Origin of the sequence: Variovorax sp. KK3 (genome assembly GCF_001984055.1) — a bacterium.
GTDB lineage: Bacteria > Pseudomonadota > Gammaproteobacteria > Burkholderiales > Burkholderiaceae_C > Variovorax.
The window spans coordinates 1-17967 of the sequence record NZ_LYVO01000106.1 but is presented as its reverse complement, the minus strand read 5'-3'; the positions used below and the strand labels follow the sequence as shown (position 1 = coordinate 17967).

14 protein-coding genes are annotated in these 17967 nt (G+C 68.0%); 5 read left to right on the top strand and 9 right to left on the bottom strand.

Annotated elements, in window-relative coordinates; genetic code table 11:
• Window positions 1–44 precede the first annotated feature (44 nt).
• A complete protein-coding gene (locus B0W80_RS31045) occupies window positions 45–1244 on the bottom strand; it encodes a Rieske 2Fe-2S domain-containing protein (RefSeq protein WP_077003008.1) in 1200 nt (399 codons plus the stop codon).
• 23 nt (window positions 1245–1267) lie between these two features.
• Complete coding sequence (locus B0W80_RS31040; RefSeq protein ID WP_077003006.1) at window positions 1268–2266, bottom strand: tripartite tricarboxylate transporter substrate binding protein; 999 nt, start codon at window positions 2264–2266, stop codon at window positions 1268–1270.
• Between the two features lie 116 nt (window positions 2267–2382).
• Between B0W80_RS31040 and B0W80_RS31035 the strand changes: the two genes are divergently transcribed.
• Window positions 2383–2868 carry a TfoX/Sxy family protein gene (locus tag B0W80_RS31035; RefSeq protein WP_077003005.1) on the top strand — a complete coding sequence of 162 codons (486 nt, stop codon included), beginning with the start codon at window positions 2383–2385 and terminating at the stop codon, window positions 2866–2868.
• Between the two features lie 10 nt (window positions 2869–2878).
• Here B0W80_RS31035 and B0W80_RS31030 read toward each other — a convergent pair whose 3' ends face one another.
• Genes B0W80_RS31030 through B0W80_RS31020 form a run of 3 tightly spaced genes read right to left on the bottom strand, consistent with a single transcriptional unit; the run spans window position 2879 to window position 7062 of the window.
• The gene (locus tag B0W80_RS31030) at window positions 2879–4855 is read right to left on the bottom strand and encodes an acetyl-CoA carboxylase biotin carboxylase subunit (protein WP_077003004.1); all 1977 of its coding nucleotides are present in this window, start codon (window positions 4853–4855) and stop codon (window positions 2879–2881) included.
• On the bottom strand, window positions 4852–6468 hold the full coding sequence (locus B0W80_RS31025; protein WP_077003003.1) for an acyl-CoA carboxylase subunit beta: 1617 nt from the start codon (window positions 6466–6468) through the stop codon (window positions 4852–4854). Before B0W80_RS31025 ends, B0W80_RS31030 begins: the two co-directional genes overlap by 4 nt.
• A 51-nt stretch (window positions 6469–6519) precedes the next feature.
• Window positions 6520–7062 carry a gluconokinase gene (locus tag B0W80_RS31020; protein ID WP_077003002.1) on the bottom strand — a complete coding sequence of 181 codons (543 nt, stop codon included), beginning with the start codon at window positions 7060–7062 and terminating at the stop codon, window positions 6520–6522.
• A gap of 60 nt (window positions 7063–7122) precedes the next feature.
• Here B0W80_RS31020 and B0W80_RS31015 point away from each other — a divergent pair, with 60 nt between their 5' ends.
• From B0W80_RS31015 to B0W80_RS31005, 3 genes are read left to right on the top strand one after another with little or no spacing between them, the layout of a single operon-like run.
• Window positions 7123–10362 carry an efflux RND transporter permease subunit gene (locus B0W80_RS31015; RefSeq protein ID WP_077003001.1) on the top strand — a complete coding sequence of 1080 codons (3240 nt, stop codon included), beginning with the start codon at window positions 7123–7125 and terminating at the stop codon, window positions 10360–10362.
• Between the two features lie 4 nt (window positions 10363–10366).
• Entirely contained in the window at window positions 10367–11575 is a 1209-nt protein-coding gene (locus B0W80_RS31010) for an efflux RND transporter periplasmic adaptor subunit (RefSeq protein WP_077003000.1), read from the top strand.
• A 2-nt stretch (window positions 11576–11577) separates the two neighbouring features.
• Complete coding sequence (locus B0W80_RS31005; RefSeq protein ID WP_373039289.1) at window positions 11578–13092, top strand: efflux transporter outer membrane subunit; 1515 nt, start codon at window positions 11578–11580, stop codon at window positions 13090–13092.
• Here B0W80_RS31005 and B0W80_RS31000 read toward each other — a convergent pair.
• Together B0W80_RS31000 and B0W80_RS30995 are read right to left on the bottom strand one after the other, a co-directional pair.
• Window positions 13043–14137 (bottom strand): PA0069 family radical SAM protein, encoded by a 1095-nt coding sequence (locus tag B0W80_RS31000; protein WP_077002999.1) that lies wholly within the window; start codon window positions 14135–14137, stop codon window positions 13043–13045. The two genes, B0W80_RS31005 and B0W80_RS31000, sit on opposite strands and share 50 nt — an antisense overlap.
• A gap of 119 nt (window positions 14138–14256) precedes the next feature.
• The gene (locus tag B0W80_RS30995) at window positions 14257–14916 is read right to left on the bottom strand and encodes a glutathione S-transferase (RefSeq protein WP_077002998.1); all 660 of its coding nucleotides are present in this window, start codon (window positions 14914–14916) and stop codon (window positions 14257–14259) included.
• 120 nt (window positions 14917–15036) lie between these two features.
• Between B0W80_RS30995 and B0W80_RS30990 the strand changes: the two genes are divergently transcribed.
• Complete coding sequence (locus tag B0W80_RS30990) at window positions 15037–16254, top strand: polyhydroxyalkanoate depolymerase (protein WP_077002997.1); 1218 nt, start codon at window positions 15037–15039, stop codon at window positions 16252–16254.
• A 600-nt stretch (window positions 16255–16854) separates the two neighbouring features.
• Here B0W80_RS30990 and B0W80_RS30980 read toward each other — a convergent pair.
• Entirely contained in the window at window positions 16855–17094 is a 240-nt protein-coding gene (locus B0W80_RS30980; protein ID WP_077002995.1) for a hypothetical protein, read from the bottom strand.
• 9 nt (window positions 17095–17103) lie between these two features.
• Window positions 17104–17967: RHS repeat domain-containing protein (locus tag B0W80_RS30975; protein WP_306171885.1), on the bottom strand; the 864-nt coding region annotated here is incomplete at its 5' end.

Below are 17967 nucleotides of genomic sequence, written 5' to 3'. Positions count from 1 at the left end.
ACGATTCACCCGATCAACCGAAGCGCAACGCCGATCGCTGCCGACTATTTCGAGTCATGAAAGTTGCCAGCTTCGAATCGCACAAGATCATCCGAAGCATCGAAGCTCACCCCCACGGGATCACCGCCCTCCGCGACGACCTGCACCTGCGCCACCACGAGACGACGAAGCAACGCGATCCCCCGATCGCTCGTCGCCAGGTTCTCGTGCGAATGCCAGGTGATGTCCCCTTGGCTCTTCTGCGCCTCGTAGTCGCCGGGAAATTGCCGATGCTCGTCGGGCGTCAGTTCGCTCCACAGCTTGCCGCCCTGGCGCGAGCGGAAGCCCGACAGCTCGCCGGCCGTGCGCACCCGCGCGACGGTGTAGATGCGGAAATGAGTGTCGTCGATGGGCAGCACGAAGCCGATCGACTCGACGCGTGCGTATTGCCCCACGCGCGGGTTGGGCACCACCCGCCAGGTCGGTACGCAGGCCTCGGTCACGCGGCGGAAGGTCGAGCCGTCGTCGAGCGTGCGCAGCGACGTCACCTTGACGCCGTGCGCCGTGGTCTCGAACGAGATGGTCGGTGCGCGCATCATCGTCTCGGTGAACTGCGTGCCCGAGAAGCTGCCGTGCAACACCATCACGTGCCAGGGATCGACCACGTTCTCGAAATGCTGGAACCAGTTGCAGTCGACGATCACCGGGCCGCCACCGCCGATGCTGCGGTCGTCGGCTTCGAGAAATTCGCCTTCTTCCAACTGCTCGAAGGGTTCGAAGCGCGGCAGCACCGGCTGCTTTTGCGGCGGGCCCATGTAGGCCCAGATCAGGCCGTAGCGCTCCGTCACCGGATACGCCGGCTGCAACATGCGGCCGGTGCGGCTGCCGCCATCGGGCTCGCAAGGCTGCTCGATGCACTGCCCGGTGGGGCCGAACTTCCAGCCGTGGTAGCAGCAGCGAATGCCGTCGTCTTCGACCTTGCCGTAGAGCAGCGAGGCGCCGCGGTGCGCACAGCGTGGATGCAGCAAGCCGGGCTCGCCGTTGCCTGCACGGAAAAGGATCAGGTCTTCGCCGAGCACACGGATCTCGCGCGGTGTTTCGCCGGCATCCGCAGCGAGTCCGACAGGATGCCAATAGCGGCGGAGCAGCTCGCCCATGGCCGTGCCGCGGCCAGTGCGCACCAGCTCGTCGCGGACCACGGGCGCGGGCAGGTCGTAGGCACTGCGGATGGGAATGATGTGGCGGTGGTCCTGGGGCGCGTTCATGACGTGTTCTTCCTTCACGCTGCTCATTCGGCTTCGACGCCGGCCGCCTTCATCAGCGCGAGCCACTGCGGCGCGTCGCGCTTGTAGACCTCGGCCAGTTCTTCGGGCGTGCTTGCGATCGGGTCCTGCCCCTGGTCGACCAGCCGCTGCGCCACCTCCGGCACCTTGATGGCCGCAACGAAGGCCTTGTTCAGGCGATCGATGACGGGGCGCGGCGTACCCGCCGGAACATAGACTGCGACGTAGCCTGCCAGCTCGAAGCCGGCGAAGCCCTGCTCGCCGAAGGTGGCCAGCTCGGGCAGCCCGCCCGAGCGGCGCGGCCCGGTCATGCCCAGGCCCTTGATCGCGTTGGCGCGCACCAGCGGCCGCGCGCTGACCGGGCTGGAGAACGTGGTGTCGAGCACGCCGCCGCGCACGTCGCTGAGCGCGCTCACGTCGCCCTTGTACGGCACGTGTTGCATGTCCAGCCCGTAGCGCGTGCGCAGCAGCTCACCGAACAGGTGGGCCGACGAGCCCTTGCCCCAGGTGCCGTAGGAAATCGGCCGCTTCTGCGCCTTGGCCCACCGCGCGAATTCCTGCAGCCCGTTGTAGGGCGCGTTCGCAGGCCCCGCGAACATCACGCTGCCCAGCGACACCAGCGTGACCGGCGCGAAGCTGGTGGCCGGGTCGTAAGGCAGCTTGCGATAGGCGCCCGCGTTGTTGATGGTGGTGCTGCTGGTCGTGACCAACACCGTGTAGCCATCGGCCGCCGCCTTGGCCACCGCGTCGGCGCCGACGATGGTGGCGGCGCCGGGCTTGGCATCGACCACCACGGGCTGGCCGATCTCGATGGCGACGCGGTCGGTCATGGCGCGCACCGCCACGTCGATCGCGCCGCCCGGCGCGAACGGCACGACCACGCGGATCGGCTTGCCCGGAAATGCGTCCTGCGCCCGCACCGCGGGCCAGGCACCGGCGGCGGCGAGCGCCGTGAGAAAGCGAAGCGCATTCCTGCGCCCGCAGGCTGAATCCGTCTGCGTCACGTGTGTCTCCGTGGGGTTCTAGTTCGTTGATGCTATCAACGATATCGAAGCGGGTCAACGCGGTTCATCGAGCGCCGCTACCATCGCCTGAGCCGCCGGAGGCAGAGGAAACTTGCATGAGCCAATTCGTCCAGAGTCTTCACGAGGTGTTCGATCGCATGGGCCGCATCGAGGCGCGCCGCATGTTCGGCGGCCACGGCCTGTACCACGACGGACGCATGTTCGGCCTGGTGGCCAACGACACGCTCTACCTCAAGGCCGACGACCAGACCCTCGATGGCTTCCAGCGCCGCGGCCTGCCGGCCTTCGGCTACGAGCGCGATGGCAAGCGCATGGAGATGTCGTACCGGCAGGCGCCCGAAGAAATCTTCGAAGACCGCGAAGAGGCGCTGCGTTGGGGCCGCATGGCCTGGGAGGCGGCGATGCGATCGGGTGCGGTGCCGAAGCGGGTACGCGCCGCTGCGGCGAAGAGCGCCAAGAGCGCCAAGACAGGCCCCAAGACAACCACCAAGACAAGCGCCAAGACTGCGGGCACCACAAAGTCCACCAAGTCCACCAAAGCAGCCAAAAGCCCAGCAGCGAAGAAATCCGGCAAGCGCTGAGTGCTTTCGATCAGCCCGCCGCGACGGGCTCGATCTCCGCCACCACGCGGCTGGCCGCGACCTGCTCGCCTACCGTGACGTGCACTGCCGTCACGCGGCCCGCGGCCGGCGCCGCGTGCACGTGCTCCATCTTCATCGCCTCCAGCGTGAGCACGGGCTGGCCGGCCACCACGCGCTCGCCGGGCGCGACCAGCACGGCCACGACGCGGCCGTTCATCGCGGCGCGCAGCTTGCCGTCACCGGCCGCATCGGCTTGGCGCGTGCCCGCGGCGAGCGCATGGTCGTCGACCGTGAAGGGACGGCCGCGGTAGTGCATGAGCAACCGAGAGCCCTCGCGATGGAAGACCCCGCCGTCGGTGACGCCCTCGCATTCGATGCGGGCGCGGTCGCCTTCCAGCCCGGTCAGCGCGAGCGTGAAGCGCCGGGCATCGAGCTCGACCTCGAACGCACCTCGACCGCGCGAAAGCAACCGGCCCTCGTGCCGGCCGCCATCGAGGTCGAAGCGCAGCGGAATCGGAAGCGAATGCCGCAACCCGGTTGCCCGTCGGGCAGCGCGCCCGCCTGCCGTCTCGTGCAGCAGCACCGCAGCCACGGCAGCCGCGCGCCGGTCGGCCGCCTCGTCGGGCGCGAGCAATTCCGCTGCATGCGCTTCGATGAAGCCCGTGGTTGCCGCACCGGCCACGAACACGGGATGCGCGAGGCACCGGGCCAGGAAGGCCTGGTTGGTTGTGATGCCGAGCGCCACCAATTCGTCCAGTCCGTGCGCGAGCCGTCGGCATGCCTCTTCACGCGTGCGGCCATGGGCGATCAGCTTCGCGATCATCGAGTCGTACCACGGCAGCACCGCGGCGCCCGGGTGCAACGCATGCTCGACGCGCAGGCCTTGCGGCGGCTGCCAGCAGGCCAGGACGCCGCTTTGCGGCATGAAGCCGGCGCGCGCGTCCTCTGCGCACAAGCGCAACTCGATCGCGTGGCCGTCGGCACGCACGTCCTCCTGACGGATCGGCAAGGGCTCGCCGGCCGCCACGCGCAACTGCAGCGCCACCAGGTCCAGCCCGGTGATCGCCTCGGTGACGGGGTGCTCGACCTGCAGGCGCGTGTTCATCTCCATGAAGTGGAACTGCCCTGCATCGTCGAGCAAGAACTCGAGCGTGCCCGTGCCTTCGTAGCCGATGGCGCGCACCGCCGCCACGGCCGCCGCACCCATGCGTTCGCGCAGCGCGGGCGTGAGCGCGGGGCAAGGCGCTTCCTCGATCAGCTTCTGATGGCGGCGCTGCACCGAGCAATCGCGTTCGCCCAGGTGGATCGCGTTGCCGTGCCGATCGGCGAAAACCTGGATCTCGACGTGGCGCGGGTTGGCGATGGCACGTTCCAGGATCACGGTGTCGTCGCCGAAGGCACCGCGCGCCTCCGACTTGGCGCTTTGCAGCAACGCCATGAAATCGTCTGCCGCGTCCACCCGCCGCATGCCGCGCCCGCCGCCGCCGGCACTGGCCTTGATCATCAGCGGGAAGCCGATGCGCGTGGCCTCGGCCGACAGTCGCTGCGGGTCCTGCTCTTCGCCCTGGTAGCCCGGAATGCAGGGCAGCCCCGCCGCTTCCATGCGGCGCTTGGCACCAGCCTTGTCACCCATGGCCTCGATGGCCTTGGGAGAAGGCCCGATGAACACCAGCCCGGCCTCGCGGCAGGCGCGCGCGAAGGCCGCGTTCTCGGCGAGGAAGCCGTAGCCCGGATGAACCGCATCGGCGCCGCTGCGTCGCGCGGCGTCGATGAGCGCCGCGATGTTCAGGTACGACTGCGCAGGCAGCGGCTCGCCGATGCAGCAGGCCTGGTCGGCCTGCGCGACATGCGGCGCACCGGCATCGGCGGTCGAGTACACGGCCACCGTGCGGTAGCCCAGCGCCCGCGCCGAGCGCATCACGCGCAGCGCTATCTCGCCACGGTTGGCAATCAGTATCTTGCGAAAGGGCGTGGCCGCCGCCGTCATGGCCGCGCCACCGAGAACTGCATGGGCTGCGGCTGTTTCGCCTCGGCATCGCGGCAGATCGACATCAGCTGCGCCAGCAGCACCCGTGTGTCGCGCGGATCGATCACACCGTCGTCGAGCAGCAGCGCGCTGGTGGTGAACACGCTCATCTGCCGCTCGAAGCGATCGACGATCTGCCGCTGCAGCGCATCGAGCTTCGCGGTGTCGACCTCGCCCTTGCGGCGCATGGCGGCCTCTGTGACGATGGCCATGGTGCGCGCGGCCTGCTCGCCGCCCATCACGGCCGTGCGCGCGTTCGGCCACGAAAAGCAGAAGCGCGGATGGAAGCCGCGGCCGCACATGCCGTAGTTGCCCGCGCCGAAGGAGGCGCCGCAGTGGATGGTGAACTGCGGCACCGTGGCGTTGGTCACGGCCTGGATCATCTTCGAGCCGTGTTTGATCATCCCGGCCTCTTCGTGTGCGCGGCCGACCATGTAGCCCGTGGTGTTCTGCAGGTACACGATGGGCGTGCGCGACTGGCAGCAGGCCTGGATGAAGTGCGTGGCCTTGTTGGCGCCAGGCACGTCGATCGGCCCGTTGTTGGTGATGACGCCCAACGGCCAGCCTTCGATGCGCACCGTGCCGCACACGGTGGCCGGGCCGTGGTTCTCGCCGAAGGGCAGGAAGTCGGAGTCGTCGGCGATGCGGGCGATCACCTGGCGCATGTCGACCGGCCGCTTGGGGTCCATCGGCATGATGCCGAGCAGTTCCTCGGCATCGTGGCGCGGCGGCTCGAAGTCGCGCGACTCCTGCGGCAGGCCGCGGTTCCAGTCGATCGCGCCGATGATCTCGCGCGCGATGCGCAGCGCGTCGCGGTCGTCTTCGGCCAGGTAGTCGCCGAGGCCGGAAACGGTGGTGTGCATCGCCGCGCCGCCCAGTTCCTCCTCGCTCGCGACCTCGCCGGTGGCCGCCATCAGCAAGGGCGGGCCGGCCAGGAAGGCGCGGGTGCGGTCGCGCACCATCACGATGTGGTCCGACAGGCCGGTCTGGTAGGCGCCGCCGGCGGTCGAGGAGCCATGCGTCACCGTGACCACCGGCAGGCCGGCCGCTGACAAGCGCGCCAGGTTGCGGAAGATGTTGCCGCCGCGCACGAAATCCTCGACGCGGTAGGCCATGAGGTTGGCACCGGCGCTCTCGACCAGTTGCACGTAGGGCAGGCGGTTCTCCAGCGCCAGTTCCTGCACGCGCAATTGCTTGTCCAGGCCCATGGGCTGCAGCGCCCCCGCATCGATGCCGGCATCGGAGACGCTGACCATGCAGCGGATGCCCGAGACGAAGCCGATGCCGGCGATCACGCCGCCGCCCGGCACGCTCTTCTCGGAATCGGGCTTGTCGAGGCCGAAGCCCGCGAGCGTCGACAACTCGAGAAAGGGTGCACCGGGGTCGAGCAGCAGCGCCAGCCGCTCGCGCGGCAGCAATTGGCCGCGCTTCTCGAAGCGCTCGCGCGAAGCGGCCGAGGCCTGCACCGTGCGGCTTTCGACCGCGCGCAAGCGGTCGAGCAGCGACAGCATGCCGTCGCGATGGGACTGTAAGGCTTCGCCGTGCGGCGAGAGCGTGGATTCGATGACGGCCATGTTGGCCGCGAACTTAGCCCCCGCCGCCGCGTCAGGGCTTGCGGGAACTGGCTACGCGCCGGCAGGCGCCTCGGCGGCCAGCCAGGCCTGCACCTTCGTCACCAGTTCCGGCATGGGCGCCGTGGCGTCCACGGCCAGCACGCCGGGTTCGCCCACCGGCGATTCGAGCGTGGCGAACTGGTTGTCGACCAGGCTGGCGGCGAAGAAGTGCGCGGCGCGCGAGCCCACCCGGCGCTCGGCCTCGTCGCGTGTCAGTTCCATGAAAACGAAGCGCAGCCCGGGCGCGGCGGCCCGCAGCCGGTCGCGGTAGTCGCGCTTGAGCGCCGAGCAGCTCAGCACCACGCCCTGCTGGGCGGCGGCCAGCTCCTGCCCCAGGCGATCGAGCCAGCCGGCGCGGTCGGCATCGGTCAAGGCGGTGCCGGCGCGCATCTTGCTCACGCTCTCGGGCGAATGAAAGTCGTCGCCTTCGACCAGCGGCAGCCCCAACGCGTCGGCCAGCGCCGACCCCAGGCTCGACTTGCCGCAGCCCGACACGCCCATGACCACCAGCCGGAGGGGGCGATCGGTCGATGAAGAAAAGTAAACCTCTTGCATTGGAACTATTGTCTAGCCATTGCTCCTTATGATGGACCCCTTCCCGGGAAGTAACAAGCCGTGTCCATGGTCTCGCTGGCGCTGAGGCGCCCCTACACCTTCATCGTGATGGCGATGCTGATCGTGCTGGCCACGCCGCTGGTGCTCAAGCGCATGGCCACCGACATCTTTCCGGAAATCAACATTCCGGTGCTCAGCATCATCTGGAACTACGGCGGGCTGCCGGCGCAGGAGATGGGGCAGCGCATCGCCGGCCAGACCGAACGCGGCCTGACCACCACGGTCAGCGACATCGAGCACATCGAGTCGCAGTCGCTGGCCGGCGTGAGCGTCATCAAGATCTTCTTCCAGCCCACGGCCAACATCGAGACGGCCATCGCGCAGACCGTGGCCTCGGTGCAGACCCAGGTGCGCCAGCTGCCGCCGGGCATCACGCCGCCGCTGGTCATCAAGTATTCGGCCTCGAGCATTCCGGTGATCCAGCTCGCACTGTCGAGCACCGAGCGGCCGGAAAACTCGCTCTTCGATTCGGCCATCAACCAGCTGCGGCCGCAGCTGATCACCATTCCGGGCGTGGCCATCCCCTTTCCCTACGGCGGCAAGAACCGCGTGATCTCGGTGGACCTCGACACCCAGGCCATGCAGGCGCGCGGGCTGTCGCCGGCGGACATCGTGAACGCGGTCAACGCGCAGAACCTGATCCTGCCCTCGGGCACCGCCAAGTTCGGCGGCACCGAATACAGCGTGCGCATGAACGGCTCGCCCGAGGTGCTGTCGGGGCTCAACGACCTGCCGGTGCGCACCGCGGGCGGCGCCACCACCTACCTGCGCGACGTGGCCTACGTGCGCGACGGCTTCCAGCCGCAGACCAACATCGTGCGGCAGGACGGCGTACGCGGCGTGCTGCTGTCGGTCATCAAGAACGGCGGCGCCTCCACGCTGGACATCGTGGACAACCTGCACGCCATGCTGCCGGTGGCGCAACAGGGCATGCCGGCCGACATCAAGGTCACGCCGCTCTTTGACCAGTCGCTGTTCGTCAAGGCCGCGGTGATGGGCGTGGTGGCCGAGGCCGTGATCGCGGCCGTGCTCACGGCGGCGATGGTGCTGCTGTTCCTGGGCAACTGGCGCAGCACGCTGATCATCGGGCTGACGATTCCGCTGTCGATCCTGGCATCCATCTTGGCGCTCTACGCGCTGGGCGAAACGCTCAACCTCATGACACTGGGCGGGCTGGCGCTGTCGGTCGGCATTCTGGTCGACCAGGCGATCGTGACCATCGAGAACATCGAGCGCCACCTGCACATGGGCACGCCGCTCGAAGACGCCATCCTGGTCGGCGCCGGCGAAATCGGCCCGGCCGCCTTCGTGTCGACGCTGTGCATCTGCATCGTGTTCGTGCCGATGTTCTTCCTGTCGGGCGTGGCGCGCTTCCTGTTCGTGCCGCTGGCCGAAGCGGTGGTGTTCGCGATGCTGGCGTCGTACATCCTGTCGCGCACGCTGGTGCCGACGCTGGTGATGCTGCTGATGGGCGGCGTGCATGCGCAGGCGCAGACACAAGCACAAGGCGGCGCAGCGACCGAAGCGAAGCCCAGCCTGCTGCAGCGCGTCTACCGCCGCTTCGACCGGCGCTTCGAACGCGTGCGGCGCGGCTACACGCTGGTGCTGTCGGCGCTGCTGTCGAAGCGCACCGGCTTCATCGCGATGTTCCTGGGCTTCTGCCTCCTCTCCTGCCTGCTCTACCCGGCGCTGGGGCGCGACTTCTTCCCGACGGTCGACGCGGGCCAGATCCGACTGCACATGCGCGCGCCCACCGGCACCCGCATCGAGGAAACGGCCCGCCTGGCCGACGAGGTCGAAGCCGCCATCCGCACGCTGATTCCCAAGGAAGAGATGGAGACCATCCTCGACAACCTGGGCGTGCCGAACAGCGGCATCAACCTGTCGTACAGCAACGCGGGCACCATCGGCACGCTGGACGGCGAGATCCTGCTGTCGCTGCGCGACGGCCACCGGCCGACCGAGGAGTTCGTGTCGCTGCTGCGCGCCGAGCTGCCCAAGCGCTTTCCGGGCGTGGAGTTCTTCTTCCAGCCGGCCGACATCGTCACGCAGATCCTCAACTTCGGCCTGCCTGCCGCCATCGACGTGCAGTTCAGCGGCAACGACATCAACGGCAACGCGGCCCGTGCTGCCGAGCTGGTGAAGGAGATTCGCAAAATCCCCGGCGCGGTCGATGCGCACGTGCACCAGCGGCTCGACGGGCCCGGCCTCAACCTGCAGATGGACCGCACGCGTTTGCAGCAGGTGGGCCTGACCGCGCAGAACGTGGGCCAGAATGTGCTGATCGCGCTGTCGGGCAGCTCGCAGACGCAACCGGCCTTCTGGCTCAATCCGCAGAACGGCGTGGTCTACAACGTCGCGGTGCAGACGCCGCAGTACAAGGTCGATTCGCTCGACTCGCTGCTCAACATCCCGGTGGGCGCGACCGGCGCCGCGGCCGGTCCGCCGCAACTGCTGGGCAACCTGGTGGAGGCCCAGACCGGGCGCGCGCCGGCCATCGCGTCGCGCTACAACATCGCGCCCGTCATCGACGTGTACGTCAGCGTGCAGGGCACCGACCTCGCGAGCGTGGCGTCGAAGGTGAAGGTGCTGGTCGACGAGATGCGTCCCAAGCTCTCGCGCGGCAGCCAGGTCGCGATCCGCGGGCAGGTCGAAACCATGCAGACCTCCTTCATCGGCCTGGGCGTCGGGCTGGCGATGGCGATCGTGCTGGTCTACCTGCTGATCGTGGTCACCTTCCAGTCGTGGCTCGATGCCGCGATCATCATCACCGCGCTGCCGGCGGCGCTGGCAGGCATTGCCTGGATGCTGTTCCTGACCGGCACCACCCTGAGCGTGCCGGCGCTCACCGGCGCGATCATGACCATGGGCGTGGCCACGGCCAACAGCATTTTGCTGATCGCCTTCGCGCGCGAGCGGCTGGCCGCCGGCGTGCCACCGCTGTCGGCCGCGCTGGAAGCCGGCGCCACCCGCATCCGGCCCGTGCTGATGACCGCGCTGGCGATGATCATCGGCATGATCCCGATGGCGCTGGGCGTGGGCGAAGGCGCCGAGCAGAACGCGCCGCTGGGCCGCGCGGTGATCGGCGGCCTGCTGTTCGCGACGGTGTCCACCCTGTTCTTCGTGCCGGCCGTGTATGCCGGCATCCACAGCCGCCTGGCCCATCGCCGCGCGGCACGCGCAGCCGAATCGGTGGCGCCGCCATCCCCGCCGGGTGGTGCCGCGCCGCAGGAGAGTTGACCCCATGACCGAACAACGCCACGCGGGCCTGGCCCTGCACCCGATCGACGACGACGCGCAGGGCGACCACCACGAGCTGCTGCGGCGGCGGCAGATCGTGCGCCGTGCGCGCATCGGCGTGATCGTCGTCGCCGTGCTGCTGGCCGTGGGCGCGGCGCGCACGGTCTTCGTGCGCATGGCCAATGCGAAGGAACTGCAGGCCTCGTCGACCGAACTCGCCAGGCAGTACGTGAAGACCGCCCTGCCCCAGACCGCCGCCACCGGCCAGACGCTGGCGCTGCCGGGCACGCTGCAGGGCTTCGTGCAGGCGCCGATCTCGGCGCGGTCCAGCGGCTACCTGAAGCGCTGGACCCGCGACATCGGCAGCCGCGTCAAGAAGGGCGAGCTGCTGGCCGAGATCGAGACGCCCGAAATCGACCAGCAGCTGTCTCAAGCCATCGCCGCGCGCCAGCAGACGGCGTCGAGCCTGGAGCTGGCCAAGAGCACGGTGGCGCGCTGGGAAAACCTGCGCAAGAAAGACGTGGTCTCGCAGCAGGACCTCGACGAGCGCCGCAGCAGCCTGGCCCAGGCCACGGCCAACCTGGCGGCGTCCGACGCCAACGTGCAGCGGCTGCGGCAGACCGAGGGCTTCAAGCGCATCGTCGCGCCCTTCGACGGCGTGATCACGCGGCGCAACGTCGACGTGGGCGACCTGATCGACGCGGGCGGCAGCCGGCCGCTGTTTCTGCTGGCGCAGACCGACCCGCTGCGCGTCTACATCAACGTGCCCCAGTCGTATGCGCAGCTGGTGAAGGCCGGGCAGCCGGTGGTGGTGACGCAGGCCGAGCTGCGCGGCCAGAGCTTCAAGGGCGAGGTGGCGCGCACCTCGGGCGCCATCGACACCGCCACGCGGATGATGCAGGTCGAGGTGTCGCTGCCCAACCAAGACGGCGTGCTGCTGCCGGGTGCCTACGTGCAGGTCTCGCTGCCGCTGGCGGCCAGCCGTGCGCTCAGCATTCCGTCGAATGCGCTGCTGTTCCGGGCCGAGGGCACGCGCGTGGCGGTGGTCGACGGCGAAGGCCGCGTGCGGCTGCGCAACGTGCAGCTGGGCCGCAACTACGGCGAGACGGTGGAGGTGATCGACGGCATCACCGCCAACGACCGGCTGGTGCTGAACCCCTCCGACTCGCTGGCCGAGGGCGACATCGTGTCGGTGGCGAAGGAACCGGCGTGAGGTTGGCGCCGGCAGTCTCGGTGAAGGCGCGCATCGCCGTCGTGGCGGTGCTTGGGTCTTTGCTCGTCGGCTGCGCGGCGGGCCCCGACTACCAGAAGCCCGCGGTCGACGTGCCCGTGAGCTGGCAGCTCGAGGCACCCTGGCGCGAGGCCGCGCCCGGCGACAGCGTCGACAAGGGCCCCTGGTGGCTGCGTTTCGGCGACGCCGGGCTCGACCGGCTGCAGCAGCAGGCCCTGGCCAACAGCCCCACGCTCGACCTCGCGAGTGCCCGGCTGGCCCAGGCCCGCGCGACGCTGGCGGCGGTCGATGCGGCGCGCTACCCGCAGTTGGGCCTGGGCACGCGGGCGACGCGGCTGCGCATCTCGGCCAACCGGCCGCTGACCAACTACGCCGCGCAGAACTTCTCGACGGTGCAGAACGATTTCGCGCTCTCGCTCAACGCCAGCTACGAGGTCGACCTGGCGGGCCGCGTGCAACGCTCTGTCGAGGGCGCCACGGCTTCGGCGGCGCAGTCGGTGGCCGACCTGGAAAACACGCGCCTGTTGCTGACCGCCGACCTGGCTTCGGCCTACTTCAACCTGCGCGCCACCGACACCGAGCTGGACGTGCTCTCCCGCTCCATCGAATTGCAGCGCCGCGCGCTGAACCTGGTGAGCTCCCGGTACGAACTCGGCGCCGTCTCGGGCCTGGACGTCGCGCAGCAGCAGGCGTTGCTCGACAGCACGCTGGCGCAGGTCGACGTGGTGCGGCGGCTGCGCGGCCAGTACGAGCACGCGATCGCCACGTTGACCGGCACACCCGCGCCGTCGTTCGCGCTGGCGCCCGACCTGCGGCCGATCGTGCCGCCGGTCATTCCGATCGGCGTGCCTTCCGAGGCGCTGGAGCGCCGGCCCGACGTGGCGGCCGCCGAGCGCGCCATGGCGGCGGCCAACGCGCAGATCGGCGTGGCGCGTGCGGCCTTCTACCCCAGCGTGATCCTGTCGCCGACCGTCGGCGTGGACAGCCGCATGATCGAGACGCTGTTCGACGCGCCCAGCCTGCTGTGGTCGGTCGGCGTGTCATTGACGCAGCCGCTCTTCGACGGCGGCCGCATCCGCGCCAACGTCGACTTCGCACAGGCGGGCCATGCCGCCTCCGTGGCCAACTACCGGCGCGTGGTGCTCACCGCCATGCAGGAGGCCGAAGACGGCATCACCGGCCTGGCCGCGCTCGACCGGGCGGTGACGCAGTCGCAGGCGTCGGTCGCGTCGGCGCGGCGCGTGCTCGACATGGCGACCGCGCGCTACGAGGGCGGTGCCTCGACCTACCTCGACGTGATCAGCGCGCAGCAGTCGCTGCTGACCGCCGAGCGCCAGTCGGCCCAGCTTCAAGGCCAGCGCCTGCTGAATGCGGTGTTCCTGGTCAAGGCCCTGGGCGGCGACTGGTGCGGCGTCGAGTCGCGCGCCACCCCTGCCGACGCGACCGCGCCTAGAACAGACTGCCCTGCCCCGCTGCGCCGGGTGGCCGAAATGCGCTGAGGTCGAGCGCGATGCGCTCGCGGTTGAAGCCGATGCGCTGCGTCGCCTTCTCGAAGCGCTGGCGGATCAGCTCCGCCCACAGGCCGCTGCCGACCATGCGCGTGCCGAAGTCGGCGTCGTAGTCCTTGCCGCCGCGCATGTCGCGGATGCGGGCCATGATGCGGCCCGCGCGCTGCGGGTAGTGCAGCTCCAGCCATTGCTTGAAGAGCGGCGCCACCTCCCATGGCAGGCGGATCACCGTGTAGAAGGCGCTGCGGGCGCCGGCCTCCCAGGCGGCTTCGAGCACCTGCTCCATGTCTTCGGTGACGAAGGGGATCTGCGGTGCCACGCTCACGCCCACCGGCACGCCGGCCTCGGCCAGCGTGCGCACGGTGCGCAGGCGGCGGTGCGGCGCGGCGGCGCGCGGCTCGAGCTTGCGGGCCAGGTCGCCGTCGAGCGTGGTGATGGTCACGTACACGGCGGCCAAATGTTCCGCGGCCATCGGCGCGATCAGGTCCAGGTCGCGCTCGACCGCGCTCGACTTGGTGACCAGGCCGAAAGGATGGTGAACCTCGCGCAGCAGCTCGAGCACCGAGCGCGTGAGTCGCAGCTCGCGCTCGATCGGCTGGTAGCAGTCGGTCGCGGTGCCGATGGCGATCTGGTTGGGCTTGTAGTTGCGCTTGCCCAGCTCGGCCCGCAGCACCTCGACGATGTTGCGCTTGGCGATCAGCTTGGTCTCGAAGTCGAGTCCGGGCGAAAGATTGAGGTAGCTGTGCGTGGGCCGCGCGAAGCAGTAGATGCAGCCGTGCTCGCAGCCGCGGTAGGGGTTGATCGAGCGGTCGAAGTAGATGTCGGGCGACTCGTTGCCGCTGAGCACCGACTTGACGTCCTCGAAGCGCACCTCGGTCTGCAGCGGCTGCAGGCCTTCGGCCTCGGCCGCGTTGTCCTCGAGGGTGCCCCAGCCGTCGTCGTAGGCGTCGCGCGAATCGCGCTCGAAGCGGTGCGCGAGCCGGGTGGCGGCGCCGCGGCCCTTGATGGCGTGGATGGGGATGAAGGCATCGCTCATGTTGCCTCGCTTGTCTGGAAAAAACTGTATGGGCGTACAGTATTTCACCATTTACGCGCGGCTGCACAAGAGATTCGATTTGCCCCGCTGGCCGAGGCCGTCCGCGGGGTAACCGAGCCTCAGAACTCCGCGTCGAGCTCGTCGATTTCGTCGGGCTCCAGCTTCGCCGCCGCCACCCATTCCTGCATGGCAGGCAGTTCGGCGATGCGCTTGGCGTAGCCGGCGCACAGCTTGTCGAGCGCCACGTCGTAGGTGATGAAGCGGGTCACCACGGGCGCATACATCGCGTCCGCCATGCAGGGCTGGCGCCCGAAGAGAAAGGGGCCGTCGTAGGCTTGCAGGCATTCGAGCCAGATCTGCACGATGCGGTCGATGTCGGCCTGCGCACGCGACCAGATCTTGAAGCCCGGAAAGTGCGCCTTGATGTTCATCGGCAAGGCCCCGCGCATCGAGCCGAAGCCCGAGTGCATCTCGCCGCAGATGGCGCGGCAATGGGCGCGGGAGCCGATGTCGGCCGGCAGCAGCCCGGCCTTGGGCTTGATCTCGTGCAGGTATTCGCCGATCGCGAGCGTGTCCCACACCATCACGTCGCCGTGCTGCAGCGAGGGCACCCGCATCGACGACGAGAGCAGCAGCATCTCGGCCTTCATGGCCGGGTCGTCGGGTGGAATCACCTTCTCGGCGAAGTCCAGCCCCGCCAGCTTGCACATCAGCCAGCCGCGCAACGCCCAGGCACCGTAGTTCTTGCTGCTGATCGTGAGAACGGGCTTGGCGGCCATGCTGACTCCTCGTGTGCCGGGGGTGGACGGCACTACGCCGTGCAAGGCCTGTGCCAGAACAGTGCGCGCTGCCCGCGGCCGGCGGACTGCCTTGGCCCGCAAATTGCCTGCAGGCGGTGCATGTTGTACCGGGCCTACCAGACCAGCGCCGACCTGCTCTCGCCTCTTCGCCTGGCCGCACAGTACTTCGGCGGCCCGGCATGGAACGCGGCCGCCGAACGCAGCGCCCTGCGGCAGATGTCGGCCGTCGCAGAGGTCTACTCGCGCCTACGGCTCACGCACAGCCGGCCCGCCTACGGCATCGACAGCGTGACGATCGACGGCGAGGAAGTCCGGGTACACGAGGAAAGCTTCCTGCGCACACCCTTCGGCACGCTGCTGCACTTTCGCCGCGACACCCCCTTGGTGCAGCCGCCGGTGCTCCTTGCTGCACCACTTTCGGGCCACTTCGCGACCCTGCTGCGCGAAACCGTGCGCACCCTGCTGCGCGACCACGACGTGTACGTGACCGATTGGCACAACGCACGCGACGTGCCTTTATGGCAGGGCGGCTTCGGCCTGGACGACTACACGCTGCAGCTCATCGAGTTCCTCGCCGCCATCGGCCCCGGCGTCCACATGGTGGCCGTGTGCCAGCCCTGCGTGGCCGCGCTGGCCGCCACGGCGCTGATGTCCGAAGACGACCATCCCGCCACGCCGCGCAGCCTGACGCTGATGGCCGGGCCGGTGGATTGCCGCATCAACCCGACCACCGTCAACAAGCTCGCAACCGATCGCTCGATCGACTGGTTCGAACGCAACCTCATCAGCCGCGTGCCCTGGCCGCACGCCGGCTGCATGCGCCGCGTGTACCCAGGCTTCCTGCAACTCGCAGCCTTCATGAGCATGAACCTGCCGCGCCACAAGCAGCAGTTTCAGCGCCTCTACCAGCACCTGGTGGAAGGCGAGCTCGACCAGGCCGCCGTCATCCGCGATTTCTACGACGAGTACCTGGCCGTCAACGACCTGCCGGCCGAGTTCTATCTCGAGACAGTCGAGCGCGTGTTCCAGACCTACGACCTGGCGCGCGGCGTCCTCACCGTCGGCGACCGCAAGGTCGACCCCCGCGCCATCCGCCGCACCGCCCTGCTGACCGTCGAAGGCGAGCGCGACGACATCTGCGCCATCGGCCAGACCGTGGCCGCGCAGGACCTCTGCACCAGCGTGCGGCCATACCTGAAGGTGCATCACCTCCAGGCCGGGGTCGGGCACTACGGCGTGTTCAGCGGCAGCAAGTGGAACGGGCAGATCTACCCGCGCGTGCGGGAGACGATTCATATGGCGGCCGAGTTGCACTAGGGCATATCGACGCCGGAGCCAGCGCCGGAATCAGCAACGTCCCTCTGCTCGAATCCAAGGCGAATCACAACTTTCTCGCTCAGCTTCCCAGTCCGGCGGCAAGTCCAGTTGCGATGCAATGCTGGCATCTCGGGCGAGCACGTGCCCGACGTCTGCGGCCCTATAGGCCGAGATGTCATTCTCATGTTGATCCCCGCAGAGGAAGCACCAGTCCCCGTCCACTCGAGAGATCAGGAGCGCGGGTCTGGTGCCGTCGAAGACATGGATGCAGACGTACGCCTTTTGGTGTTGCGGGATTGGCGGGCTATCGGGCATTGATTGGGGTCCGTTCAGGGGGGTGTTTGCTTGCCTCTGAAGGCTGAGTTAGTTCGTCTCGGCGATGCGTCGGGTAACGCTGCGATTGCTAGTGACACTTCCTAAAGCTGTTCATAAGCCACTTCCAGCTCACATACCAAGACGCATAAAAGTCAGAAGCTTGATCTAACGATGGCTCGAGCAGTATTTTGATTGGCTCAAGCTGCTCGTTTTGAAGGGGCAGCTTCAACGACAAAGTTCGCACTTCTACTCCTGTTCCGTCGCACTCGGACCTGGACATCGGATTCAGGTTGGCACATGCGGCAAGTCGGAAGACCAATCGATAACCCATCCGGCCTCTTCGAAAAAGCGTTGGAGCGTTTGCATGTCTTCAACCCAGCTATCGAAGCCGTCCTGCATGTCGGAATCGGTCGAGGTAACAACTAGGAAGCCGCCGGTGTTCGGGCCATCATCGACTACCTTGACGTAGTGACCAAGCTCCTGGCCACCCACAATCTTTCCAATTTCGCCCAGTTTGATTTCCATTGCAGACTCCTAGTCAAAGTAGGGAATGTGATTGTTCGTGGTCGGCCTCGCCGCCCCGGGAGCATAGGTTTCCAAGGGTCCGTGCGGCACACCGGGTGCATGACTGCCCGACAGCGAGTTGCTGTCTATTCGAAACTGCCGGGTGCCGTCTGAGCTGCGAAAGACACCACTTCCAGGTTTGCCGATTTCCTTGTAACCAGGCCCAAGGAATTTTTCGCCAGCTTGCAGAAGTTCATCCGAACTGAGCTTCGTCGCGCTGGTCAAGTTTCCTCTCCCTGCAAGAGTCTCGGCAATGACTGCCTCTGCCTTGGACATTCCTTTGGTTACGACGCTCTTTACGATGCCACCAAGCCCACCGCCACAGAATCCCAGCGCTATCTTTTCTGCAAGCTCACTGTCCTCCGGATACAGCGAAAGAGCGGCCGGGAAATGCAGCTTTTCCCAAATGGTTGGCGAAGGGTTTGTCGCCGGAACGTACCGGCCGTACCCATGGATCCCCCAGCGATCCAAGCCCCATGGGTCTCGGAAGTTCATCGCGTCGCCGTCGACGTACCCGATTCGATTCCGCCCGCCTCCCAGCCCCTTTGGATCTGCCTGCGTGTAGCGTCCCAGGCCGGAGTGATAGCTTCGGAAGCCGTTGAAGTTCAGCCCCGACTCCTTGTCGTGGTACTGCCCGTCGAAGCGTTTGTTGTAGACGACCTCGCCGATGCTCGTCGTCCCCGGATTCGGATTGCTCTCCAGATTCGCAAACCGGTACTTCGCCACCGTCGGCTTCTCATCCCCGAACGCCGAGTAAGCCCACTGCCACACAGCCTGCCCCTGGCTGTTCGTGAGGCGCCTCGGCGTGTTCAGGTGATCGCTGTGCACCGCGAA